Here is a 23,920-nt window from a genome sequence, read left to right on the forward strand (position 1 = left end):
TACGGGACGTCCGAACGCCCCGTCGCACCGCCGTCGAAACCGGCATTCCGAAGGGGCCTGACGGGAGCATCCGGGGGCTGACCGCATCGAGAGCGGACGCACGCGCCGGATGAGCCGATTCCGGCATTCGGCCGGGCCAGCGACGAGCGGAACACCGGATGCGTCTGATCCTTCGTTTCTTCGGGATCCTGTTCAGCGCTGGCGCGGTGCTGTTCGTGGTCGGCGCGGCGGTGGGCGGGTACTTCTACTGGAAGTACAGCCAGGACCTGCCCGACCACGCGGCGCTCGCCAATTACGAGCCGCCGGTGATGACCCGCGTCCACGCGGCGGACGGTTCGCTGCTCGCCGAATATGCCCGCGAGCGCCGGCTGTACCTGCCGATCCAGGCGATGCCCAAGATCGTCGTCGCGGCCTTCCTGTCGGCCGAGGACAAGAATTTCTACAAGCACGGCGGCATCGACCCCGAGGGGATCGTGCGCGCCTTCCTGACCAACGCCAAGTCGGGCAAGCGGCAGGGCGCCTCGACCATCACCCAGCAGGTCGCCAAGAACTTCCTGCTCTCCTCCGAGCAGACCTACGACCGCAAGATCAAGGAGGCGCTGCTGGCCCTCCGGATCGAGGCGGCCTACTCGAAGGACAAGATCCTCGAGCTGTACCTCAACGAGATCTTCCTCGGCACGATCGTGCCGGGCCGCAACCTCCACGGCGTGGCGGCAGCGGCGTTGGATTACTTCGGAAAATCGGTCCACGAGCTGACCATCAACGAGGCGGCCTACCTCGCCGCCCTGCCGAAGGGGCCGAACAACTATCACCCCTACCGCAAGACCCAGGCGGCGCTGGACCGCCGCAACGAGATCATCCGCCTGATGGCGGAGAACGGCTACATCACCAAGGAGGAGGCGGATTCCGCCAAGAAGATGCCGCTCGGCGTCAACCCGCGCGTCGCCTTCCCGAACGCCGCCAACGCCAACTACTTCACCGAGGAGGTCCGCCGCGAGATCTCCGAGCGCTACGGCGAGAAGAAGCTCTACGAGGGCGGCCTCTCGGTGCGCACGACCCTCGATCCGAAGATGCAGGGCTGGGCCCGCAAGGCGCTGGTCGACGGCCTCGTGCGCTACGACCAGGCCCATGGCTGGCGCGGGCCGGTCACCAAGGTCGACCTGACCGGGCGCGACTGGGGCATGGCGGCGGCCGAGGTTCCGGCGCTGGGCGACGTGGCACCGTGGCGCCTCGCCGTGGTGCTGGGCAATGGCGGCGGCGGCGTGCAGATCGGCCTGCAGCCCAAGCGCGAGGCCTCCGGCCAGGTGGTCAAGGACCGCGAGACCGGCGTGATCACGCCCGAGGGCATGCGCTGGGCCGGCCGCGCCAATCTCCAGCCCGGCGACATGGTCTATGTCGAGGCGATGGATGGCGGCCGCGGCCAGTTCCGCCTGCGCCAGAAGCCCGAGGTCTCCGGCGCCATCGTGGCCATGGACCCGAATACGGGCCGGGTGCACGCGATGGTCGGCGGCTTCTCGTACGACGAATCCGAGTTCAACCGCGCCACCCAGGCGATGCGCCAGCCCGGCTCCTCGTTCAAGCCGATCGTCTACTCGGCGGCGCTGGATAACGGCTACACGCCCGCCTCGATCATCCAGGACACCCCGATCACCATCGAGGCCGGCCCCGGCCAGGAGGCCTGGACGCCCTCGAACTACGACGGCAAGTCCGGCGGCCCCCACACCCTGCGCTACGGCATCGAGCACTCGAAGAACCTGATGACGGTGCGGCTCGCCAAGGATGTCGGCATGCCGCTCATCGCCGAGTACGCCCGCCGCTTCGGCGTCTACGACGACATGCTGCCGGTTCTTCCGATGTCGCTGGGCGCGGGCGAGACGACGGTGATGCGCATGGTCACCGCCTACTCGATGCTGGCCAATGGCGGCCGGCGCATCCGGCCGACCCTGATCGACCGGATCCAGGACCGTATCGGCGAGACCATCTATCGTCACGACAACCGCAAATGCATCGGCTGCGACGCCGAGAAGTGGTCCGGCCAGGACGAGCCGAAGCTGGTGGACGATTCCGAGCAGGTGCTCGACCCGCTGACCGCCTACCAGATGGTCTCGATCATGGAGGGCGTGGTCCAGCGCGGGACCGCGACGATCCTGAAGCAGATCGGCAAGCCGCTCGCCGGCAAGACCGGCACCACCAACGACGCCAAGGACGCGTGGTTCGTGGGCTTCTCGCCGGATCTGGCGGTCGGCATCTATATCGGCTTCGACAAGCCGCGCTCGCTCGGCGACCGCGCCACCGGCGGCGGGCTGGCGGCGCCGATCGCCCTGGAGTTCCTCAAGACCGCCCTCAAGGACAAGCCGCCGACGCCGTTCCGCGTGCCCCCGGGGATCAAGCTGATCCGCATCAATCTCGCCAGCGGCACCCGTGCGGGGTCCGGCGAGGGCGCCGGGACCATCCTGGAGGCGTTCAAGCCCGGTACAGCACCGGCGGATTCCTACGTGGCGCCGTCGTCCTCGGGCGGCGGCCAGGCGGCCGCCCCCGCGGCGGTCCCGGCCGATCCCGACCGGGCCGCGCAGGCCGGCGGATTGTACTGAGGCGACCGGTCCCGGCTCGCGCTCCGCTCAAGTTGGGTCTGCCCGAGTCGAGTCTGCCCTGGTCGGGTCCGCCCGGCCTGGGCTTTCTGTTGCGGATCCCGAGCGGGCGCAGCGCCGACGCCGGAGCGGCGTTCTGAAGCCGCGGTATGGCCTCGACGAGGGTCACGGATCCGGCCTCATCCTGTCCCCCTCCCGCGTGGGATCAGGGTGCCTGCCCTGGACGATTCAGGGTCCGTGCCGTCGTTCCGGGGCGCGGCAGCGGCCCTGCGCGGTCCGGAAGACGTGGCTCGCGCGATCCGCGCACCGGCATCCGCGCAGAAAAAAGCCGCCCCGGATGGAGCGGCTCGAAGAGTCATCAGGGAGGCATCAAAACAGAGCGGACGAACATGTCCAACTCGACATCCAGATCACTGGATGCCTCTTTATGCCCCGGAAACCTTAATCGGTAGTTAAGACAAATCTTCGGCCGGTGACCTCAGGCCGCCAGACTGTCGAACAGGCCGCGCCCGTCGGTTCCGCCGATCAGGTCTTCGACGAAGTTCTCCGGGTGCGGCATCATCCCGAGCACGTTCCCGGTCTCCGACAGGACGCCCGCGATGGCGTTGAGGGAGCCGTTGCGGTTGGCCTCCACGGTGATGGCGCCGGTGGCGTCGCAGTACCGGAAGGCGACCCGGCCCTCGCCTTCGATCCGCGCCAGGGTCTCAGGATCGGCGAAGTAATTGCCTTCCCCGTGGGCGACGCAGACGTCGATGACCTGACCCGGGGCGTAGGCGCTGGTGAAGCGGGTGTCGGTGCGCTCGACCCGGAGCGTCTGGCGGTGGCAGATGAAACGCCGGTCGACGTTGCGCATCAGCACGCCGGGCAGAAGGCCGGATTCGCACAGGATCTGGAAGCCGTTGCAGATGCCGAGCACGAGCCCGCCGCGCGCCGCGTGGGCCCGCACCGCATCCATGGCGGCGGCCCGGCCGGCGATGGCGCCGCAGCGCAGGTAGTCGCCGTACGAGAAGCCGCCGGGCAGGACGGCGAGGTCGGTGCCGGCGGGCAGTTCGTGGTCCGCGTGCCAGACGAGGCTCACCTGCGCGCCGGATCGCCGCAGGGCCCGGACGACGTCCGATTCGCGGTTGGAACCCGGGAAGACGACGACCGCGGCGTGCATCAGAGGATCTCGATCGCGTAATTCTCGACGACGGTGTTGGCCAGGAGCTTCTCGCAGGCCGTGCGCAACGTCGCCTCTGCGGCGGCGCTGTCGACCGCCGAGACCTCGATGTCGAAGACCTTGCCCTGCCGGACGCCGTCGACGCCCTCGATGCCGAGGGATCTGAGTGCGGCCTCGATCGCCTTACCCTGCGGGTCCAGCACACCGGTCTTCAGGGTGACGATGATACGGGCTTTCATGGATCTTCGGGTCTCACGCGTGTCCGGGACGGGAGTGTGACCTGCGACATCGTCACACAGACCGCCGCGGACCGCTTCTAGCAGGAAGGCCGCCGAACTGTCGAACACCCCGCACGCATGGGGATAATTCCGGTATTCGGTGCAACTTGACGAATATTTCTAGAGCAGGCGCACTCGCTCAGCGATGCGTGGCCGGGCTCCGCAGCGGCTCGATGCTGGTGGCCCGGCGCCAGAGCTGGAGCATGACCCAGGCCGCGAACAGGCTGAACACGCCCATCAGGACGTGTCCCACCCGCTCGCCGAGATCGAAGATGCCCGCGATGGCCCAGCCCGCCGCGATGGCCACGGCGAACACCTCGGTGCCGACGAGGACCATCATGCTGATGATGGTGATGGCGTTGCGCCCGTTCACGAGATCCGCCCTCGAATCGATTTCGCGTCCCGGACGCGCCGTCCGGGACGCGCGCAGCTAGCCCGGAGCGGCCGCGTGATGCAACCGACGGGACGGATCCCGCGTCAGCGCGGCGCGCGCTTGGCCAGGATCCGCTGCAGGGTCCGCCGGTGCATGTTGAGGCGCCGGGCGGTCTCGCTCACGTTGCGGCTGCACAGCTCGTAGACGCGCTGGATGTGCTCCCAGCGGACCCGGTCCGCCGACATCGGGTTCTCCGGCGGGTCGGCCCGCTCGCCCGGCTGCGCCATCAGCGTGCCGTGGATCTCGTCGGCATCGGCGGGCTTGGCGAGGTAGTCGAAGGCGCCGAGCTTTACCGCGGTCACCGCCGTGGCGATGTTGCCGTAGCCGGTCAGGATCACGCCCCGGGCCTCGGGACGGCGCTCCTTGAGGCGGGCGATCACGTCCAGGCCGTTGCCGTCGCCCAGGCGCATGTCGATCACCGCGAAGGCGGGGGCGCGCGCCTCGACGGCCGAGACGCCGTCCGCGACGCTGTCGGCCACCTGCACGTGGTAGCCGCGGCTCTCCATGGCGCGGGCGAGGCGGGTCTGGAAGGGCTTGTCGTCGTCAACGATCAACAGGCTGCGGTCGGAGAAGGCGGCCAGCGGATCGGCATCGTCGATCACGGCGGGGTTGGTCGCCGCCACAGTCCCGGGCTGCGTGAGCATCCGACACTCCTTTTGGGTTTTCGTCGTCGGGTTCTTGGTCTGTGCCTCATATAGGTACGGCATCGCGCGGTGGCAGGGGGGCGCGGATACTGAGTTCCGGAGAATGTCGCGGCGCCGCCCCCCGCTCGAAGATGTGGCGGGCCCAGGAGACCCGCACGATCGCCCCATGGGCGTCCGGCGCGGCGACGTTCATCAGGGCGAGCTGCGCCCCCGAGCGCTCGATCAGGGTCTTGGCGATGAACAGGCCCAGGCCGAGCCCGGCCCCCACGGTCTCGCCGGATTGCGGCCGGTCGTGGCTGCGGGTCGTGACGTAGGGCTCGCCGGCCCGCAGCAGCACCTCGCTGGAGAAGCCCGGCCCGTCGTCGCGGATCTCGATCCAGACCCGGTCCGGCGTCCAGCGCCCCTCGACGGAGACGCGGGCCTCGGCGAAGTCCACGGCGTTGTCGAGGATGTTGGCGAGGCCGAACATGACGCCCGGGTTGCGGCGGCAGGCCGGCTCCGGGCCGTCGCCGGCGCTGGTGACGTCGAGGGCGGCGCCCAGCGCCCGCTGGGGCGCCACCAGCTCCTCCACGAGGTGGCTGAACGTGACCGTCTCCAGGAAGCCGACCCCGTCCCCGTCGAGGGAGGTCAGCTTGCCGAGGATGCCGCGGCAGCGGTCGACCTGCTCGCGCAGAAGGTTGAGATCCTCCGCCACCGCCGGCGAGGCGGTGGGGCCGAGCTGGCGGATCAGCTCCTTGGTCACCACCATGATGGTGCCCAGCGGCGTGCCCAATTCATGGGCAGCGGCGGCCGCCAGCCCGTCGAGCTGCGACAGGTGCTGCTCGCGGGCGAGCACGAGTTCGGTGGCGGCGAGCGCCTGGGCGAGGAGCCGCGTCTCCTCCGCCACCCGCCACGCGTAGACGCCCGTGAAGGCGGTGCCGAGCAGGATCGCGGTCCAGACGCCGGAGACGTACAGGAACGGCAGCTCGATCCGCCCGTCGGCGAACCAGGGCAGGGGCCGGTGCACCAGGGCGAGCAGGGTCGCGAGCCCCACCGCCAAGAGCCCCAGCGCCAGCGTCCGCTCGGGCGGGAGGGCGGTCGCGGAGATCAGCACGGGGGCGAGGAACAGCAGCGAGAACGGATTCTGGAGGCCGCCGGTGAGGAACAGCAGAGCCGCGAGCTGCACGATGTCGAAGGCGAGCAGCAGCGCGGCCGAATCGTCGCTGAGACGGTAGCTCGCGGGGAATCGGATCCGCAGGGCGAGGTTCAGCCAGGACGAGGTGGCGATCACCAGGAAGCACCAGCCGAAGGGGAGCGGCAGGCCGAGGCCGAACTGCGCCCCGACCACCGCAGCGCTCTGGCCCGTGACGGCGAGCCAGCGGAGGCGGACGAAGGTGTCGAGCCGCAGGTGTCGGGCGTCGCGGCCGAGGCCGCTGAGATCGGTATCGGGCATGCTGTGTTTCGATGCGTCGCCGGACGGACCCGACCGGCCCGGCTTCTCGCGGATCCCCACCGCATGACGCGGTGGCGGGGATCCCGGCAAGCCGACCCGGACAAGTCGTCGCTGGTGAACGTGGTCACAGGCAAGTCGCCGCGGCTCCGGGATGTTCCACCGGCGTTCAGGGTGGAGCATTATCCTACCGATTCGGGTTGCAGGGGACGGGCCGTGCGGCGCAATGCCGGCGGCCGGACCGAGACCGCGAGGTGACGATGCTGCTGGCCTATTCGATGTACGAGGGCGCCCGCGCCCTGATGGCGCCCGCCCGCGTTGCCGCCGATCTGACGCGCTACGGGCTGCAGCTGCCGGGCAATCCCCTGGCCTACGGCCCCTATGCCCGCGCGGTGAGCGCCGGCTGCGAGATGTTCGAGCGCGTCACCCGCCAGTACGGCAAGCCCGCCTTCGGCTTCACCGAGACGGTCGTCGACGGCGCGCCGGTCCCGGTCACCGAGCGGGTGGTCTGGGAGCGGCCGTTCTGCCGCCTGATCGCCTTCGACCGCGCCTTCCCGACGCCCCCCGCCGAGGCGCAGCCCAAGCTGCTGATCGTCGCGCCGATGTCGGGCCATTACGCCACGCTCCTGCGCGGCACCGTCGAGGCGATGCTGCCGAACCACCGGGTGTTCGTCACCGACTGGACCGATGCCCGGATGGTGCCGCTGTTCGCGGGCCAGTTCGACCTCGACGATTACATCGACTACCTGCAGGAGATGTTCGCCGTCCTCGGGCCGGACCTGCACGTCATGGCGGTGTGCCAGCCGGCGGTGCCGGTCTTCGCCGCGGTGGCGCTGATGGAGGCGGCCGACGAGCCGGCGGTGCCGACCTCCATGACGCTGATGGGTGGCCCGATCGACACCCGCCGCTCGCCCACCGCGGTGAACTGCCTCGCGCAGGAGCGCGGCCAGGCGTGGTTCGAGCAGAACACGATCAGCCTCGTGCCGCCGATCTACCCGGGGGCGTGGCGCCGGGTCTATCCGGGCTTCCTGCAGCTGTCGGGCTTCATGGCGATGAACCTCGACCGGCACGTCACCGCCCATTCGGACATGTTCGACCACCTGGTGAAGGGCGACGGCGATTCGGCCGAGAAGCACCGCGAATTCTACGACGAGTACCTCGCCGTGATGGACCTGACGGCCGAGTACTACCTCCAGACCGTGCAGACCGTGTTCGTCGACCACGCCCTGCCCACGGGCCGGATGCGCCACCGGGACACGCCGGTCGATCTCGGAGCCATCCGCCGCTGCGCGATCCTCGCGGTCGAGGGCGAGAACGACGACATCTCCGGCGTCGGCCAGACCAAGGCGGCCCTGGACCTCACGCCGAACCTGCCCGACGCCCGCAAGGCCTACCATCTCCAGGCCGGCGTCGGCCATTACGGCGTGTTCAACGGCTCCCGCTACCGGGCGGTGATCGCCCCCCGCATCGCCGCCTTCATCCGCGCCATGCAGGCGGTGCCCGGCACGCGGGGCAGCCACCTGCGGCAGGTGGGCTGAGGCGTTACGTCCAGCCTCCGCCCGCCGCGCCCGGGACAGGCGCGACGGGCCCCGTCCCCTGCGGACGACGATGCTCACACGGCTCCGACCGCTGCGCGCCGCGCAGTGAGGCCGCACCGGCTCCGGCGAAGTCTCGCCCTGCGCCCGCGCGCGAAAAAATCCCCCGCCGATCCTGAATACATAACGCAGTGATGGCCGGACTGGCGCGGGGCTTGCGAGATGCGCCCCGTGACCTGGATCCGCGCAAGCACCGCCCGCGCAAGCACCGCCTGCGCCCAGCCCGACTCCGTCCCCAGACCGGTGGTCGCGCGGGCGCTTGCCCGAGCTCCATTGTCACGCCGGGCCATTGCGCCCCTGCTTAAGAATTGTTCAAACTCGCCCGCAAGGTGTGGGCCGGCGCTTCGGGCCTGAGACCCGCACCGCCAGGGAGAAGACGATGGACCGCAGGACGTTCCTGAAGGGCTCGGCCGCGCTCGGGCTGGCGGCACCGCAGATCGCGCGGCCGGCCCTGGCGCAGGGCGCGAAGGTGCTGCGCTTCGTGCCGCAGGCGAACCTCGCCAATTTCGACCCGATCTGGGGGACCCAGTACGTGGTGCGCAACGCCGGCACCCTCGTCTGGGACATGCTCTACGGCGTCGACGCGCAGCTGAAGCCGCAGCGCCAGATGGTCGAGTCCGAGGAGGTCTCGGGCGACAAGCTGACCTGGACCTTCCGGCTGCGCCCCGGCCTCAAGTGGCATGACGGCGAGCCGGTTCTCGCCAAGGACGTGGTGGCGAGCCTCACCCGCTGGATGGCCCGGGACCCGATCGGCCTGATGATCCGGGGAATCCAGGACGACCTCGCGGCGACCGACGACAAGACCTTCCACTGGCGCCTGAAGAAGCCGTTCCCGAAGCTGCTCTACGCGCTCGGCAAGACCAACGCGCCGATGGCCCTGATGATGCCGGAGCGGATCGCCAAGACCGACCCGTTCACGCAGATCTCCGAATATGTCGGCTCGGGCCCGATGAAGTTCGTCCGCAACGAGTGGGTGCCAGGCGCCCGGGCGGTGTTCGAGACCTTCACCGACTACAAGCCCCGCGACGAGCCGAATTCCTGGCTCGCGGGCGGCAAGCGCATGCTGGTCGACCGGGTCGAGTGGGTGATCATGCCGGATGCCGCCACCGCCTCGGCGGCCCTGCAGAACGGCGAGGTCGACTGGTGGGAGAACCCGATCTCCGACCTCGTCCCGCTGCTGCGCAAGAACAGCAACCTCAACGTCGATATCGCCGACCCGCTGGGCAATGTCGGCTCGTTCCGGATGAACCACCTGCACCCGCCCTTCGACAATCCGAAGATCCGGCAGGCGGTCATGACCGCGATGAGCCAGGAGGATTACATGCGGGCGATCGTCGGCGACGACGACAGCCTGTGGAAGAAGCTGCCGGGTTTCTTCACGCCGGGGACGCCCCTCTACAGCGAGGCGGGCGGCGGCAACGTCGGCAAGGGCGACATCAAGCTCGGCCAGAAGCTGCTCAAGGAAGCCGGCTACAAGGGCGAGCCGGTGGTCTGCATCGTGGCGCAGGACCAGGGAATCACCAAGGCGCAGGGCGACATCACCGCCGACCTCTTGAAGCAGATGGGCTTCAACGTCGACTTCGTCGCCACCGACTGGGGCACCACCGGCACCCGCCGGGCCTCCAAGGCACCTCCGTCCCAGGGCGGCTGGAACATGTTCCACACGTGGCATGCGGGCGCCGACTGCATCAACCCGGCGGGCTACCCGGCGGTGCGGGCGAGCGGCGACAAGGCGTGGTTCGGCTGGCCGAACATCCCGCCGGTGGAGACCGCCATCGCCGAATGGTTCGACGCCGCCGACCCGGCCGCCGAGAAGGCCGCCATCGACAAGGTCAACGCCGCCGCCTGCGAGGGCGTGGTCTACGTCCCGACCGGGTTCTTCCTCGGCTACCAGGCGTGGCGGAAGAACGTCTCGGGCATCGTGAAGGGGCCGATCCCGTTCACCTGGGGCGTGTCGAAGGCGTGATGGGGCGGGTGGTGATCATGCCGGCGAACGCGACGCGTTCTCCCTCCCCCCTCTGCGGGGGAGGGTGGCCCTCGCGTCAGCGAGGGTCGGGACAGGGGAGCGACGATGCAGGATCGGGCTTCGCCCTTCATGCAGGCCGCGCCCCTTCCGGAAGCCGGGTTCCCCTCTCCCGACCCCCTTCGGCGGCCACCCTCCCCCGCAGAGGGGGGAGGGGGTGCGGCGGCGCCCGCCGCGCCCTTCGTCCCACGGCCTAGCGAGGACCCATGCTCGGCTATATCGGCAGGCGCATCCTCGCCACCATCCCGGTCATGGCGGTGGTCGGGCTGTTCGTCTTCAGCCTCCTCTACTTCGCCCCCGGCGATCCGGCGGCGATCATCGCGGGCGACCAGGCGACGCCCGACGACGTCGCCCGGATCCGCGCCACGCTGGGCCTCGACCGGCCCTTCCTGGTGCGGTTCTGGGAATGGTCCTGGCAGATCCTCCACGGGGATCTCGGCACCTCGATCTTCACCAACCTGCCGGTCACCACCATGATCGGCCAGCGGGTGCAGCCCACCGTCTCGCTGATGCTGGTCACCCTGGTCTTCGCCATCGTGGTGGCGGTGCCGCTCGGCGTCGTCGCCGCCTGGAAGGCCGGCAGCCTGATCGACCGCCTCGTGATGGGCCTCGCCGTGACGGGCTTCTCGGTCCCGGTCTTCGTGGTCGGCTACGTGCTCGCCTACGTCTTCGCCCTCGAACTCGGCTGGCTGCCCGTCCAGGGCTACACGCCGATCGAGCAGGGCCTGTGGCCCTGGCTGTCCAACCTGATCCTGCCGGCGGTGACGCTCGGCCTCGTCTACATCGCGCTTATCGCCCGGGTGACCCGGGCGACCATGCTCGACGTGCTCCAGCAGGATTACGTCCGCACCGCCCGGGCGAAGGGGCTGGGGCAGGGGCCGGTCCTGTTCGTCCACGCCCTCAAGAACGCCGCGGTGCCGATCGTCACCGTGATCGGCATCGGCATCGCCCTGCTGATCGGCGGCGCGGTGGTGACCGAGACGGTCTTCGCGATTCCCGGACTAGGGCGCCTCACCGTCGATGCGATCCTGCGGCGCGACTACCCGGTCATCCAGGGCGTCGTCCTGCTGTTCAGCTTCGTCTACGTGCTGGTGAACCTCGCCATCGACCTCTTCTACACCGTGCTCGACCCGAGGATCCGCTATTGACCGCGACCGTCGCGCCCTTCCCCAGCAGCGCCCCGCAGGCGGGGACCCCGTCCGAGGCGACCGCCCCCAAGGCGCCCCCGCCGCCGGGCCTCGCCATCGCGGCGCCGCTGCCCGACGTGTTCCCGGCCCGCAAGCGCCGGGGCCCGGTCTGGACCTATATCCGCCGCAACCCGACCATCGTGGTCGGGGGCGTGCTGCTCCTCGTCGTCTTCCTGATGGCTTTGCTGGCGCCGTATCTCGGCACCGTCGACCCGACCGCCCTGGCGCCCGCCAAGCGCACCCGGGCTCCGTCCGCGCAATACTGGTTCGGCACCGACATGCTCGGCCGCGACGTCTACTCGCGGGTGGTCTACGGAGCCCGGGTCTCGCTGCTGGTCGGCTTCTCGGTGGCGTTCCTCGCCTCGATCGCCGGCCTCGCGGTCGGCCTCGTCTCCGGCATGGTGCGCTGGCTCGACGGGATCGTCATGCGGGTCGTCGACGGCATGATGTCGATCCCGCCGATCCTGCTCGCGGTGGCGCTGATGGCGCTCACCCGCGGCTCGGTCCAGAACGTGATCATCGCGATCACCATCGCGGAGATCCCGCGGGTCGCCCGCCTCGTGCGCGGCGTGGTCCTGTCCCTGCGCGAGCAGCCCTATGTCGAGGCGGCGGTGACCACGGGCACGCGGATGCCGGCGATCATCTGGCGCCACATCCTGCCCAACACGCTGGCGCCCATGACCGTGCAGGCGACCTACATCTGCGCCTCCGCGATGATCACCGAGGCGATCCTGTCGTTCATCGGCGCGGGCGTGCCGCCCTCGACGCCGTCCTGGGGCAACATCATGGCCGAGGGCCGGGCCCTCTGGCAGGTGAAGTTCTACATCATCCTGTTCCCGGCCATCTTCCTCTCGATGACGGTGCTCGCCGTGAACCTCGTCGGCGACGGCCTGCGCGACGCCCTCGATCCCCGCATGGCGAAAGACGTCTGATGAGGACCGGCAGCATGAGCGGCGCACCCCTCCTGTCGATCGAGAACCTGCAGGTCCATTTCCGCACCCCCGACGGGGTGAACCGGGCGGTGGACGGGGTCTCGTTCGCGATCCAGTCGGGGGAGACCCTGGCGATCGTCGGCGAATCCGGCTGCGGCAAGTCCGTGACGTCCATGTCGATCCTGCGGCTCCTGCCCGAGCCGCCGGCCCGCATCGCCGGCGCCATCAAGTTCGAGGGGACCAACCTCCTCGACCTGCCCAACAGTGCCATGCGCAAGATCCGCGGCAACGACATCAGCGTGATCTTCCAGGAGCCGATGACCTCGCTGAACCCGGTCCTGACGGTCGGCCGCCAGATCGGCGAGACCCTGCGCCTGCACCAGGGCCTCGGCCGCCGGGAGGCCGAGGAGCGGGCAATCGAGATGCTGACGCTGGTCGGTATCCCCGAGCCCCGGCGCCGGGTGCGGGAATACCCGCACCAGCTCTCCGGCGGCATGCGCCAGCGGGTGATGATCGCCATCGCGCTCGCCTGCTCGCCCAAGCTCCTGATCGCCGACGAGCCGACCACGGCGCTCGACGTGACCATCCAGGCCCAGATCCTCGACCTGATGCGCGACCTGAAGGCCCGGGTCGGGGCCGCGATCATGCTGATCACGCACGATCTCGGGGTGGTGGCCGAGGTCGCCGACCGGGTGGTGGTGATGTATGCCGGCCGCAAGGTCGAGGAGGCGCCGGTCCGCGACCTGTTCCGGGCGCCCCGCCATCCCTACACGCGGGGCCTGATGGGGGCGGTGCCGAAGCTCGGCGCCGTCGAGCACGGGGCCGACGCGCGGCTCGCCGAGATCCCCGGCATGGTGCCGAGCCTGAAGGGCCGGATCGAGGGCTGCGTCTTCGCCGGGCGCTGCCCGGACGTGACCGACCTGTGCCGCGCCTACGCGCCGGCCCTGGAGCCGAAGGCGCCGGGCCACCTCGCCGCCTGCCACTACGCGCCGAAGGACGCCCTCGCGGCATGAGCGCCACGCCCGCACCCTCCGCCCGCACCCTGCTGGAGGTCAACGACCTCAAGAAGCACTTTTCCCTTGGCGGCGGCCTGTTCGGCCGGTCGACCCGCGTGCTGAAGGCCGTGGACGGCCTGTCCTTCACGGTGGCCCGGGGCGAGACCCTCTCCCTCGTCGGCGAATCCGGCTGCGGCAAATCCACCGTCGCCAAGGCGCTGATGCGCCTCTACGCGCCCACCGCCGGACAGGTGGTGCTCGACGGGCGGCGCATCGACGACCTCTCGGCCGGAGCGCTCCGGCCCCTGCGGCGCCACATCCAGATGGTGTTCCAGGACCCGTTCTCGTCCCTCAACCCGCGGATGCGGGTGCGGGCGATCCTGGCCGAGCCGATCCGCAATTTCGGCCTCGCCCGCAATGCCGCCGACCTCGAGGCGAAGCTCGCCAGCCTGATGGAGCGGGTCGGCCTGCCCCGCGAGGCGCTGGGCCGGTTCCCACACGAGTTCTCGGGGGGGCAGCGCCAGCGCATCGGCATCGCCCGGGCGCTCGCCGCCGAGCCGGACCTGATCATCTGCGACGAGGCGGTCTCGGCGCTCGACGTCTCCGTGAAGGCGCAGATCGTCAACCTGCTGCGGGATCTTCAGCGCGAGCTCGACCTCGCCATGCTGTTCATCTCCCACGACCTCGCCATCGTCGAGCACATGACCCACCGGGTGGCGGTGATGTATCTCGGCAAGATCGTCGAGATCGGGCCCCGCCGCGATCTGTTCCTGGCCCCGAAGCACCCCTACACGCAGGCCCTGCTCTCGGCGGTGCCGATCCCCGAGCCCGGGGCCGGGCGCACCCGCATCGTGCTCAAGGGCGACGTGCCGAGCCCGATCAACCCGCCCTCCGGCTGCCGCTTCCACACCCGCTGCCCGCACGCCTTCGACCGCTGCCGGACCGAGGTGCCCGGCCTCGACGCGGTGGGCACCGGCCATTTCGCCGCCTGCCACCTCAACGACGCGGCCGCGCCGGCCCGGGCGGCCTGACGGAGCCGTCTTTGCGAGCGCAGCGAAGCAACCCGGTGCGGCGCGCGATCCCCGAGCGTGGCGGATCCTGGGTCGCTTCGCTGCGCGCGCGATGACGGATCGGATCCCTGCAGACGGCTTTTGGAGACAACCGTGCAGCACGACCTCATCCTGAAGGGCGCGCGGGTCATCGACCCGTCGCAGAACCACGACGGGATCTGCGACGTCGCCTTCGCGGACGGACGGGTCTCGGGCTTCGGCCGCGACTTGCCGGCCGGCCCGGGCACGCAGGTCCGCGACATGGAAGGCGCCATCGTCACGCCGGGCCTGATCGACCTGCACACCCATGTCTATTGGGGCGGCACGTCGCTGGGCATCGACGCCGACGAATTCTGCCGCACCTCCGGCGTGACCACCTCGGTGGATACCGGCAGCGCGGGACCCGGCAACTTCGCGGGCTTCCGCAGCCACGTGATCGAGCGGTCGCAGGCGCGGATCCTCGCCTACCTGCACGTCTCCTTCGCGGGCATCTTCGGGTTCTCGAAGACCATCATGGTCGGCGAGAGCGAGGATCCGCGGCTGATGGCGCCCCGGGAGGCCGTGGAGGTCGCCGAAGCCAACCGGGACGTGATCGTGGGCATCAAGGTCCGGGTCGGGCGCCACGCCTCGGGCGACCAGGGGACCGCGCCGCTGGACCTCGCCCTGCAGGTCGCCGAGGAGACCGGCCTGCCGCTGATGGCCCATATCGACGAGCCGCCGCCGAGCTACGAGGCCGTGCTCGCCATGCTCCGCCCCGGCGACGTGCTGACCCACGCCTTCCGGCCCTTCCCGAACTCGCCCGTGACCGCGCAGGGGGCCGTGAAGCCGGCGCTGCGCGAGGCCCGGGCGCGGGGGGTGCTGTTCGACATCGGCCACGGCAAGGGCTCCTTCGCCTTCCGGACGGCGCGGGCCATGCTGGCGGGGGGCTTCCTGCCGGACACGATCTCGTCGGACGTGCACCAGCTCTGCATCGAGGGGCCGGCCTTCGACCAGGTCACCACCATGTCGAAGATGCTCTGCCTCGGCATGAGCCTCACCGACGTCATCGCCGCCTCCACGGTGAACGCCGCCGTGGCGCTGAAGCGCATGGAATACGGGACCCTGAAGGTCGGGGCGCTGGGCGACGCCACCGTGCTGGCGGTGCGGGACGGGGCCTTCGACTATGTCGACACGCGGGGGGAGACCATGACCGGCGCCCAGCGGATCACCGCCGAGGGCGTGGTGCTGAAGGGCCGGTGGTGGCATCCGGCCTGACCGCGCCGGGGCCGGACCTGAAGGTCCTCGGTCCGATCGCATACAGAATATCGACCTTTACAGCCTCTTCGGCGGCCCGATACACTTTCCCGTGAGGGGCGGGCCATCGCCGGCCCTCTGCGACACGCGGTCGAAGCTGCGGCGCCAGGGAGGATGGATGGACACGGGTCAGCCTCTGCTGGAGGTCGACGGCGTCACACTCCGCTACAAGACGCCCGAGCACCTCGTCACCGCCACCTACCGGGTGAGCTTCCGGGTCTGGCCCGGGGACCGGTTCGTCCTGCTCGGGCCCTCCGGTTGCGGGAAGTCGACCCTGCTCAAGGCGGTGGGCGGCTACATGGCCCCCACCGAGGGCGAGATCCGCCTGAAGGGCCGCCCGGTCACCGAGCCCGGCCCCGACCGGATGATGGTGTTCCAGGAATTCGACCAGCTCCTGCCCTGGAAGACCGTGCGGCAGAACGTGGTCTTCGCGCTGGAAGCCTCGGGCCGGCTCAAGGGCCGGGAGGCCCTGGACCGGGCCAACCTCTACATCGACAAGGTCAACCTCACGAAGTTCGCCGACAGCTATCCCCACACCCTGTCGGGCGGGATGAAGCAGCGCGTCGCCATCGCCCGCGGCATGGCCATGGAGCCCGACATCCTGCTGATGGACGAGCCCTTCGCGGCGCTCGACGCGCTCACCCGGCGGCGCATGCAGGACGAGCTGCTGATGCTGTGGGAGGGCACGCGCTTCACCGTGCTGTTCGTCACCCACTCGATCCCGGAGGCGATCAAGGTCGGCTCCCGCATCCTGCTGCTCTCGCCCCATCCCGGCGAGGTGAAGGCCGAACTCAACAGCGCCGAATCCCCGGAGGCGGCGCTGCAGCTGGAGAGCCGGATCCAGCACATGCTGTTCTCGGAAGAGATCGAGGAGGCCGAGAATGTCTAGCGCGCAAGCCCTGACCGGCGCCCCGCTGACCGGCGTCGCGCCGCGCCTGACGCCCGTGGAATCCGGCCGCCCCGAGATCGTGCGCGAGACTGGCCACGCCCATGGCGCCACGGTGGTGGAGAAGCCCCTGTCGCTCGCCGAGCGGCTCTACAACCAGGCCTGGCTGCGCAAGATCGTGATCCTCGTCCTCCTGGCCGGGATCTGGGAGGCCTACGGGCGCTACCTCGACAACGACCTGCTGTTCCCGACCTTCTCGGCCACCGTGGAGGCCTTCTTTCGGGGTATCGCGGACGGCACGCTGCCGGCCCGCGCCTGGTCGTCGCTCAAGGTGCTGCTCATGGGCTACGCCGCCGGCATCGCCCTGGCGACCGTGCTCACGGGCCTCGCCATCGCGTCGCGGATCGGGACCGATCTGCTCGAGACCCTGACGTCGATGTTCAACCCGCTGCCGGCCATCGCGCTGCTGCCCCTGGCGCTGATCTGGTTCGGCCTGGGCAACGGCAGCCTGATCTTCGTGCTGGTCCACTCGGTGACCTGGGCGATCGCGCTGAACACCCATTCCGGCTTCCTGTCGGTGAGCCGGACGCTGAAGATGGTCGGGCGCAATTACGGGCTGTCGGGGCCGCGGCTGATCGGCAAGATCCTGATCCCGGCGGCCTTTCCCGCGATCCTCACCGGGCTGAAGGTCGGCTGGGCCTTCGCGTGGCGCACCCTGATCGCCGCCGAGCTGGTCTTCGGCGTGTCGTCCGGGGCGGGCGGGCTCGGCTGGTTCATCTTCGAGAACAAGAACATGCTCGACATCCCGAACGTGTTCGCCGGTCTGCTCACCGTCATCCTGATCGGCCTCGTGGTCGAGAACCTGATCTTCCAGACGATCGAGCGGCGCACCGTCCAGCGCTGGGGCATGCAGGCCTGAGGCGCCGCGGCGCCCGACGACCGGGAGCGTCCCGGCGCGCGGTCGGGTCCACCGTGTCCTTAGATGCATCTTCTTAAACGCTGCCTGAATAGAGAAGTAACTTCTCTTTTGCGTGGGTGCGACGAACGTTTTCTTCCTATAAGCTCCGTCGACGACCGCGGAGTCCGATCCTGTGAGCCTCGAATCCTCTTCCCAGGCAGCCCCGACGCCGGCGCTTCCCGAGCGGGGCGGCCGGTCGGATACGGCCGCCTCGGTCCTGCCCGGCATCGGCCTGTGCGCGGCGATCACCGCGGTGGCGATGGCCGCGCAGGCGCTGGAGGAGCGGGTCGCCGGCCATCCCTATATCGAGGCCCTGGTCCTGGCGATCCTGGTCGGCATCGCGGTGCGCACCGCCTGGACGCCCCCGGCCCGGTTCCGAACCGGCATCGCCTTCTCGGCCAAGCAGCTCCTCGAAGTCGCCGTCGTGCTGCTCGGCGCCTCCCTGAGCCTCGGGGCGATCCTCGCCTCCGGCCCGGCGCTGCTGGCCGGCATCGTCGGCACCGTGGTCCTCGGCATCGCCGCCAGCGTGGCGATCTGCCGGGTGCTGGGCCTGCCGGCCCGGATGGCGATCCTCGTCGCCTGCGGCAACGCCATCTGCGGCAACTCGGCCATCGCCGCGGTGGCGCCGGTGATCGGAGCGGAGCCGAAGGACATCGCCGCCGCCATCGCCTTCACGGCGGTGCTCGGGGTGCTGATGGTGCTCGGCCTGCCGCTGTTCGTGCCGCTCGCCGGCATGACCGACAACCAGTACGGCGTGCTGGCGGGGCTCACCGTCTACGCGGTGCCGCAGGTGCTGGCCGCGACCGTGCCGGTGAGCCTGCTGTCGACCCAGGTCGGAACACTGGTGAAGCTCGTCCGCGTGCTGATGCTCGGCCCGGTCGTGGTGGCGTTCTCGCTGATCGCGCCCCGGCTGCCGCAGGCGGCGGGGGCGCCGGGCGCGCCGGCCCGTCCCGGCCTCACCAAGCTCGTGCCCTGGTTCATTGTCGGCTTCCTGGCCCTGGCCACCCTGCGCTCCCTGGGCCTCGTCCCGGATGCCGCGGTGAAGCCGCTGACCCAGCTCGCCGGCGTGCTCACGGTCCTGTCCATGGCCGCCCTGGGGCTCGGGGTCGACGTGCGGGTTCTCGCCCGGGTCGGCGGCCGGGTCACCCTCGCGGTCATCGCCTCCCTCGCCGTCCTGATCGTCCTCAGCCTCACGCTGATCCGCGTCCTCGGGATCGGCTGACGCCGCGCCGTCCTGCGCTCCCGCCGGATGTGGCGCGGTATTTCCCGGCCTGTGCGCGTCCGGCGCCTGTAACCGGGGCAGGATCGGCATCTTTGTGCAGGTGACGGATCCTTTTCGCGGGCGATCGCGCCCGTTCGGATCGAAAAGCCCTTTCGGTGATCGACTGTCTTTCAAGACCGTCTTGACACATCCGCGATTTTTGCTCTGGAACCACGTCCATCGTCGTCGAAAGCTTCGGATGGACTCGCGCAGTGCCTGAACAGAATCCCGAGAGCCGCCTCCGGTTGGTCACGTTGGTCGGCGAGATCGTCGCCGCCTACGTCTCGAACAATTCCGTTCCGCCGACGGCGCTGCCGGAGCTGATGGCGAGCGTGCACGGAGCGCTGGCGGCCCTCGACGGGCAACCGGCTGCCCCGGCGGAACCGGCCGTGGAGCGGCCGACGCCGGCACAGATCCGGAAGTCGGTCCAGGAGGACGGCATCGTCAGCTTCATCGACGGCCGGACCTACAAGACCCTGAAGCGCCATCTCACCGCCCACGGCCTCACGCCGGAGCGGTATCGCGAGCGCTACGGCCTGCCGGAGGATTACCCGATGACCGCGCCCGGCTACGCCGCGCAGCGCTCCGCGCTCGCCAAGGCGATCGGCCTCGGCGTGCCCGGCGGGCGCAGCGATCAGCGCAGGACCGGCACCGGCGGCTGATCGGCGGCGCGGCGGGAGCCCGGTGGCGGCGCGCTCTCGGCCTTGCGGCTCTGGAACGGAAGCACCTGCGCGGGGCCCGGGACGGACCTGCCGAGCGCGGCGCGGTCCGGACGCCCGAACGTGTCGGCCCAGCTCAGCTTGATCACATGGCAATCCGGAGCCGCGGACGTGGTCTCCTCCGCGGGGGGCGGTGCCTTGCGGTTGCCGGCGCTGATCCAGCGCACGATCCGGTGCTCGCGCCCGCGGCGCAGCGCCGGCGGTCCATCCGGCGCGCTGCGCCGGCGGATCGCTTGCCTGTCGTCGGTCCTGTCTGAGATCGACACGCTGAATCACCCCGTCCGCAGTCGGGGCGGGAGCGAGGACGGATAGCGGGTGCAGCCGTGGATCCGTCGGGGTGCTCCACCCGCGACAACGGCGCTATCCTACTGAACTTGCAGGGGCCGGACAGGGCGGTCCCGTCCAAAAAACTTGTCTCTGCGTCCCAGATTGGCCCGGTCCCGGCCCCGGCGGGCTCAGGAGGCGTGCGCGCCCGGCACCGCCGCGAGGAGGCTGCGGGTGTAGGCGTGCTCCGGCGCGGCGAACAGCTCCGCGGTGCCCCGCATCTCCACGATGGCGCCGCGGTGCATCACGGCGATCCGGTCGCAGATCGTGGCGGCCACCCGCAGATCGTGGGTGATGAACAGCATCGCCAGGGACAGGCGCTGCTTCAGATCCTCCAGCAGGTCCAGCACCTGCCGCTGGACGGAGACGTCGAGCGCCGAGACCGCCTCGTCGGCCACCAGCACGTCCGGCTCCATGGCGAGCGCCCGGGCGATGCCGATGCGCTGGCGCTGCCCGCCCGAGAAGGCGTTCGGGTAGCGGGCGGCGGCCTTCGGATCGAGGCCGACGAGGTCGAGGAGGTTTCGGGCCCGCTCCCGGGCCTCGGCGGCCGGGACCCCATGGGCGATCGGCCCCGCCGTGATGATCTGCTCCACGGTGCGCCGCGGGTTCAGCGACGCGAACGGGTCCTGGAAGATCATCTGGATGCGGCTGCGCTTGTCGCGCAGGGCCGTCTTGCCGAGGGCCGTGTAGTCGAGGTCCCCCAGCCGGACCGTGCCGCCGTCGGGCTCGATCAGCCGGATTGCGAGCCGCGCCGTGGTCGACTTGCCCGAGCCCGACTCGCCCACGATCCCAAGGGTCTCGCCGCGGCGAACGTCGAACGAGACCTCCTTCACGGCGGCCACGACCCGCGGCTTGCCGAACAGGCCGGAGCGCCCGGAATAGGTCTTGGACAGCCCGGTCACCGAGAGGGCGACCGGGGCCGCCGCGAGGGGCGCGCGCGGCGGCGGCGTGAGGCTCGGGACGGCGGCGAGCAACGCCCGGGTGTAGGGCGCCTGCGGATTGCGCAGCACCGCCTCGGCCGTGCCGGATTCCACGAGCCGCCCGCGCTGGAGCACCGCCACGTGGTCGGCGATCTCCGCGACCACGCCGAAATCGTGGGTGATGAACAGCACGCTCATCCCGCGCTTCCGCTGCAGGTCGCGGATCAGCCGGAGGATCTGGGCCTGGGTGGTGACGTCGAGGGCCGTGGTCGGCTCGTCGGCCACCAGCACCGAGGGCTCCAGCGCCAGCGCCATGGCGATCATCGCCCGCTGCCGCTGGCCCCCGGAGAGCTGGTGCGGGTAGGCCCGCACCGCCTCCTCGGGGTTCGGCAGGCCGACCTCGGTGGCGAGCGCCACCGCCCGGGCCCAGCGCTCGCTCCGGCTGAGCAGGTTGTGCGCCTCGAACATCTCGGCGATCTGGTCGCCGACCCGCATCACCGGGTTCAGCGCCGTCATCGGCTCCTGGAACACCATGGCGATGCGCCGGCCGCGCAAACCGCGCCACGCGGGCTCGTCGAGGGTCAGGAGGTCCCGGCCCTCGAACAGGATCGTGCCGGCCGTCGGCTTCAGGGCCCGGGGCAGGAGGCCGGTGAGCGCGTAGGCGCTCATCGACTTGCCCGAGCCCGATTCCCCGACCACGCACAGGATCTTCCCGGCCTCGAGGTCGAGGTTCAGGCCCTCGACCGCGTGCGGGCGGTCGGCGCCCTTGGGGAGCGCGATCGTCAGATCGCGGATGCGGACGACCGGCGCGCTCATGGTTCAGGCCCTCGCTTTGCGGCGCCGGAGGATGTCGGGTCCGGCCTCGCCCAGATCCCAGAACAGGCCGGCCATGATCGCCAGGCCCTCGCGGGTGCCGGAGGCGAGCATGTGCTCGTCGGGCCCGTGCTGGCGGCAGGCCGGATAGGAATGCGGCACCCAGAGGGTCGGCAGGCCCAAAATCTCCGAGAAGGCGTCGTTCGGCAACGAGCCGCCGAGATTGGGCAGCAGCGCCGGTTTTTGGCCCGAACTCGCCTCGATCGACTGGAGCGCCCACTCGACCCAGGGATCCTCGACGGGGAGACGTGTCGCCTGGAACACCTCCGCGGCGCGGGCCGGACGGACCTCGATCATCGGGAAGCCGTGCGCGTCGAGATGGGCGCGGACGTTCGGGATCAGGTTCTGCCAGTCGGTGCCGACCACGAAGCGCAGTTGCAGGGTCGCCTTGGCGTGGGGCGGGACAGCGTTGAGCGGGCCGTCCGGATCGCCGGTCTTGAAGGCCAGCACCTCCAGGGTGTTCCAGGCGAAGACCCGCTCGGCCGGACTCAGGCCCGGTTCGCCCCAGTCGGCATCGATCGTGGGCGCGGTCGGGTCCTCGCCGACGCGGATGTCGGCGAGCGCCGCGCGCACGCCCTCGGGAATCGGCGGCGGCCGCAGGGCGTCCACCAGGATGCTGCCCCGCGCGTCGACCATCGAGGCGATCGCCGAGGCCAGCACCGTGCCGGGGTTGCGCAGCAGGCCGCCCCAGTTGCCGGAATGGTGCGGGCCCTCGCGCAGGTTGAGGCTCAGCTCGAAATTGTAGGCGCCGCGGGAGCCCAGGAAGAGGGTCGGGCGCTCGCCGTTGAGGCGGGGTCCGTCCGAGGCGATCAGCACGTCCGAGCGGAGGGAATCGGCCTGTTCCCGGCAGAACGGCCGCAGGCCCGGGGAGCCCGATTCCTCGCCCATCTCGATCAGGAGCTTCACGTTGAAGCCGAGATGGCCCTCGCGGGCCGCGATCACCTGCTCCAGGGCGGCGAGGTTGAGGACGTGCTGGCCCTTGTTGTCGGCGGTGCCGCGCCCGTACCAGCGGTCACCCTCGACCACGATCTCCCAGGGGCCGAGGCCCGCGCGCCACTGCTCGGGATAGCCCCGCACCGTGTCGCCGTGGCCGTAGATCAGCACGGTCGGCAGGTCCGCGCCCTCGCGCCGCTCGGCGATCAGGAACGGGCCGTGCACCCCGTCGGGGTTCGGGAAGATTTTTGGCGTCTCGAAGCCGAGCCGGGCGACGAGCGGCACGATGAAGGCGTCGAGATAGGCGCGGAGCGCCGCCTCCTGGCCGGGGGCTTGGCTCTCGGTGGGCATCGCCACCGCCTCCCGCAACAGGGCGAGGAACGCGCCCGAATCGAAAGCCTCCGTGGCGCGCGCGATGGCGGCGTCTCGCGTCATGGTGTGTTTCCCGTGAAACATTTTGGTAACCTGTCGACGGGCCCTGGCCCGGCGAAGCCGTCAGTTGCGCGCCTCGGGGGCGGTGATGTCGCGCAGGCCGTCGCCCAGGAGGTTGATCGCCAGCACGAGGAGGAGGAGCGCCACGCCCGGGATGGTGATCACCCAGGGCTGGAAGAACATGTACTGCTTGCCCTCGGCGATCATCAGGCCCCAGGAGGGCAGGGGCGGCTGGACGCCGAGGCCGAGGAACGACAGCGCGGCCTCCAGCAGGATCGCGTGGGCCATCTCCAGGGTCGCCACGACGATCAGGGCGTTCATGATGTTGGGCAGGATCTCCTGGCGGAGGATCCGCAGGTCGGTCAGCCCCGCGGCGCGGGCGGCCGAGACGAAATCCTGGTTGCGGATCTGCTGTGTCGCGGCCCGGGTCACAACGGCGAAGCGGTCCCAGAGCAGGAAGCCCAGCACCAGCACCACCACCTTCAGGGAGCCGCCGACCAGGGCCGCCATGGCGAGCGCCACCAGCACCACCGGCATGGCGAGCCGCGTGGTCACCACGTAGCTGACCACGGAGTCGACCCAGCCGCCGAAATAGCCGGCGCACAAGCCGAGCACCGTGCCGATCAGCCCCGAGATCAGCGCCGCCGAGATCCCGATCAGAAGGGAGATCTGGCCGCCGTAGAGCAGGCGGCTCAGGTAGTCGCGGCCGAGCTTGTCGGTGCCGAGCACGTGCTCCCAGGAGCCCTTGGCCTGCCAGACCGGCGGGATCAGGCGGCGGGACACGTCCTGCGCGTAGGGGTCGTGCGGCGCGATGAGCGGGGCGGCGAGCGCCGCCAGCACGATCAGCCCGAGGATTCCGGCCCCGATCAGGAAGCCGGTGTGGCGCAGGCCCCGCCGCAGGATCAGGCGGGTGGGGGAGGGCACCGCCGCCAGCGCGACCGGCGCGTCCGGGGGCAGGGCGGGAGCGGCGAGCGCCGCCGCGTCGGGGGGGAGGCTCATGGCGATCTCC

21 protein-coding genes are annotated in these 23,920 nt (G+C 70.5%); 12 read left to right on the forward strand and 9 right to left on the reverse strand.

Going from position 1 to position 23,920, the window contains the following annotated elements:
* The first annotated feature begins 158 nt into the window (after positions 1-158).
* On the forward strand, positions 159-2,591 hold the full coding sequence (locus tag ABIC70_RS25005) for a penicillin-binding protein 1A (protein ID WP_043350075.1): 2,433 nt from the start codon (positions 159-161) through the stop codon (positions 2,589-2,591).
* A gap of 475 nt (positions 2,592-3,066) precedes the next feature.
* On the opposite strand, the gene purQ is transcribed toward ABIC70_RS25005, so the two are convergent.
* The 5 genes from purQ to ABIC70_RS25030 all read right to left on the reverse strand — a co-directional run bounded on the left by purQ (position 3,067) and on the right by ABIC70_RS25030 (position 6,534).
* On the reverse strand, positions 3,067-3,747 hold the full coding sequence (purQ, locus tag ABIC70_RS25010; protein WP_043350073.1) for a phosphoribosylformylglycinamidine synthase subunit PurQ: 681 nt from the start codon (positions 3,745-3,747) through the stop codon (positions 3,067-3,069).
* On the reverse strand, positions 3,747-3,986 hold the full coding sequence (gene purS, locus ABIC70_RS25015; RefSeq protein ID WP_043350071.1) for a phosphoribosylformylglycinamidine synthase subunit PurS: 240 nt from the start codon (positions 3,984-3,986) through the stop codon (positions 3,747-3,749). The genes purQ and purS overlap by 1 nt, the downstream gene beginning before the upstream one ends.
* A gap of 178 nt (positions 3,987-4,164) precedes the next feature.
* Positions 4,165-4,398 carry a hypothetical protein gene (locus ABIC70_RS25020; RefSeq protein ID WP_043350069.1) on the reverse strand — a complete coding sequence of 78 codons (234 nt, stop codon included), beginning with the start codon at positions 4,396-4,398 and terminating at the stop codon, positions 4,165-4,167.
* A 104-nt stretch (positions 4,399-4,502) separates the two neighbouring features.
* The gene (locus tag ABIC70_RS25025; protein ID WP_043350065.1) at positions 4,503-5,102 is read right to left on the reverse strand and encodes an ActR/PrrA/RegA family redox response regulator transcription factor; all 600 of its coding nucleotides are present in this window, start codon (positions 5,100-5,102) and stop codon (positions 4,503-4,505) included.
* 46 nt (positions 5,103-5,148) lie between these two features.
* Complete coding sequence (locus ABIC70_RS25030) at positions 5,149-6,534, reverse strand: ActS/PrrB/RegB family redox-sensitive histidine kinase (RefSeq protein ID WP_043350081.1); 1,386 nt, start codon at positions 6,532-6,534, stop codon at positions 5,149-5,151.
* A 257-nt stretch (positions 6,535-6,791) separates the two neighbouring features.
* Here ABIC70_RS25030 and ABIC70_RS25035 point away from each other — a divergent pair, with 257 nt between their 5' ends.
* The 11 genes from ABIC70_RS25035 (at position 6,792) to ABIC70_RS25085 (ending at position 19,372) form a co-directional block, all read left to right on the forward strand.
* Entirely contained in the window at positions 6,792-8,069 is a 1,278-nt protein-coding gene (locus ABIC70_RS25035) for a polyhydroxyalkanoate depolymerase (RefSeq protein WP_043350062.1), read from the forward strand.
* A 436-nt stretch (positions 8,070-8,505) separates the two neighbouring features.
* On the forward strand, positions 8,506-10,092 hold the full coding sequence (locus tag ABIC70_RS25040; protein WP_354441713.1) for an ABC transporter substrate-binding protein: 1,587 nt from the start codon (positions 8,506-8,508) through the stop codon (positions 10,090-10,092).
* Positions 10,093-10,355: 263 nt separating this feature from the next.
* Complete coding sequence (locus ABIC70_RS25045) at positions 10,356-11,297, forward strand: ABC transporter permease (RefSeq protein ID WP_043350057.1); 942 nt, start codon at positions 10,356-10,358, stop codon at positions 11,295-11,297.
* Complete coding sequence (locus ABIC70_RS25050) at positions 11,294-12,268, forward strand: ABC transporter permease (protein WP_043759643.1); 975 nt, start codon at positions 11,294-11,296, stop codon at positions 12,266-12,268. Before ABIC70_RS25045 ends, ABIC70_RS25050 begins: the two co-directional genes overlap by 4 nt.
* Positions 12,268-13,281, forward strand: a complete 1,014-nt coding sequence (locus ABIC70_RS25055; RefSeq protein ID WP_043350053.1) for an ABC transporter ATP-binding protein — start codon at positions 12,268-12,270, stop codon at positions 13,279-13,281. The genes ABIC70_RS25050 and ABIC70_RS25055 overlap by 1 nt, the downstream gene beginning before the upstream one ends.
* Entirely contained in the window at positions 13,278-14,294 is a 1,017-nt protein-coding gene (locus tag ABIC70_RS25060; protein ID WP_053611304.1) for an ABC transporter ATP-binding protein, read from the forward strand. Before ABIC70_RS25055 ends, ABIC70_RS25060 begins: the two co-directional genes overlap by 4 nt.
* A gap of 132 nt (positions 14,295-14,426) precedes the next feature.
* Complete coding sequence (locus ABIC70_RS25065; protein ID WP_053611349.1) at positions 14,427-15,566, forward strand: amidohydrolase/deacetylase family metallohydrolase; 1,140 nt, start codon at positions 14,427-14,429, stop codon at positions 15,564-15,566.
* Positions 15,567-15,723: 157 nt separating this feature from the next.
* Positions 15,724-16,494: an ABC transporter ATP-binding protein gene (locus ABIC70_RS25070; RefSeq protein ID WP_043350049.1), complete on the forward strand. Its 771-nt coding sequence runs from the start codon at positions 15,724-15,726 to the stop codon at positions 16,492-16,494.
* On the forward strand, positions 16,487-17,410 hold the full coding sequence (locus tag ABIC70_RS25075) for an ABC transporter permease (protein WP_051976149.1): 924 nt from the start codon (positions 16,487-16,489) through the stop codon (positions 17,408-17,410). The genes ABIC70_RS25070 and ABIC70_RS25075 overlap by 8 nt, the downstream gene beginning before the upstream one ends.
* Before the next feature lie 172 nt (positions 17,411-17,582).
* Positions 17,583-18,671, forward strand: a complete 1,089-nt coding sequence (locus ABIC70_RS25080; RefSeq protein ID WP_043384759.1) for a YeiH family protein — start codon at positions 17,583-17,585, stop codon at positions 18,669-18,671.
* Between the two features lie 251 nt (positions 18,672-18,922).
* Entirely contained in the window at positions 18,923-19,372 is a 450-nt protein-coding gene (locus ABIC70_RS25085; protein WP_043384757.1) for a Ros/MucR family transcriptional regulator, read from the forward strand.
* On the opposite strand, the gene ABIC70_RS25090 is transcribed toward ABIC70_RS25085, so the two are convergent.
* The 4 genes from ABIC70_RS25090 to ABIC70_RS25105 form a co-directional block, all read right to left on the reverse strand.
* The gene (locus ABIC70_RS25090) at positions 19,345-19,695 is read right to left on the reverse strand and encodes a hypothetical protein (protein ID WP_043351624.1); all 351 of its coding nucleotides are present in this window, start codon (positions 19,693-19,695) and stop codon (positions 19,345-19,347) included. The two genes, ABIC70_RS25085 and ABIC70_RS25090, sit on opposite strands and share 28 nt — an antisense overlap.
* Before the next feature lie 189 nt (positions 19,696-19,884).
* Entirely contained in the window at positions 19,885-21,489 is a 1,605-nt protein-coding gene (locus ABIC70_RS25095) for an ABC transporter ATP-binding protein (protein ID WP_075381042.1), read from the reverse strand.
* Positions 21,490-21,492: 3 nt separating this feature from the next.
* Positions 21,493-22,914 carry a M20 family metallopeptidase gene (locus ABIC70_RS25100; protein ID WP_354441718.1) on the reverse strand — a complete coding sequence of 474 codons (1,422 nt, stop codon included), beginning with the start codon at positions 22,912-22,914 and terminating at the stop codon, positions 21,493-21,495.
* 60 nt (positions 22,915-22,974) lie between these two features.
* Entirely contained in the window at positions 22,975-23,910 is a 936-nt protein-coding gene (locus ABIC70_RS25105) for an ABC transporter permease (RefSeq protein WP_354441720.1), read from the reverse strand.
* Positions 23,911-23,920: the final 10 nt, after the last annotated feature.

This window comes from Methylobacterium sp. 1973, assembly GCF_040545035.1.
Lineage (GTDB): Bacteria > Pseudomonadota > Alphaproteobacteria > Rhizobiales > Beijerinckiaceae > Methylobacterium > Methylobacterium fujisawaense.